The 255-nt window shown below is 40.8% G+C and carries 1 protein-coding gene; it reads right to left on the bottom strand.

The window, feature by feature from the left end; translation table 11 throughout:
* The coding region (locus AAZR93_RS21730) for a hypothetical protein (protein ID WP_434721056.1) at positions 1–255 on the bottom strand (255 nt) is incomplete at both ends.

The raw sequence follows: 255 nt of genomic DNA, 5'->3' as shown, positions 1-255 counted from the left end.
TAGCTTGCAAAGATTTCAGCGCGCGATAAGCATAGAAACGGTTCCACTGAAAATCTTTTTGTGTCTGCGTATTTTGGCCATTCATATGACTTAAACGACCTTGCCAATCTGCACGAAAACGCCATACTCCAAGGTTTATACCCATGACTCCATTACCATTAACTTGATAACTGTCATTTCCCCCTTTTCGGTAAGAGTTATTAGCATTCGCATTGATATTATAATCGGCCAAAATTGCCGATATCCCATCATCCC

This window comes from Providencia sp. Je.9.19, from assembly GCF_051129765.1.
Taxonomy (GTDB): Bacteria; Pseudomonadota; Gammaproteobacteria; order Enterobacterales; family Enterobacteriaceae; genus Providencia.
The sequence above is the reverse complement of the archived record's forward strand: the minus strand, read 5'-3'. Positions and strand labels throughout refer to the sequence as shown.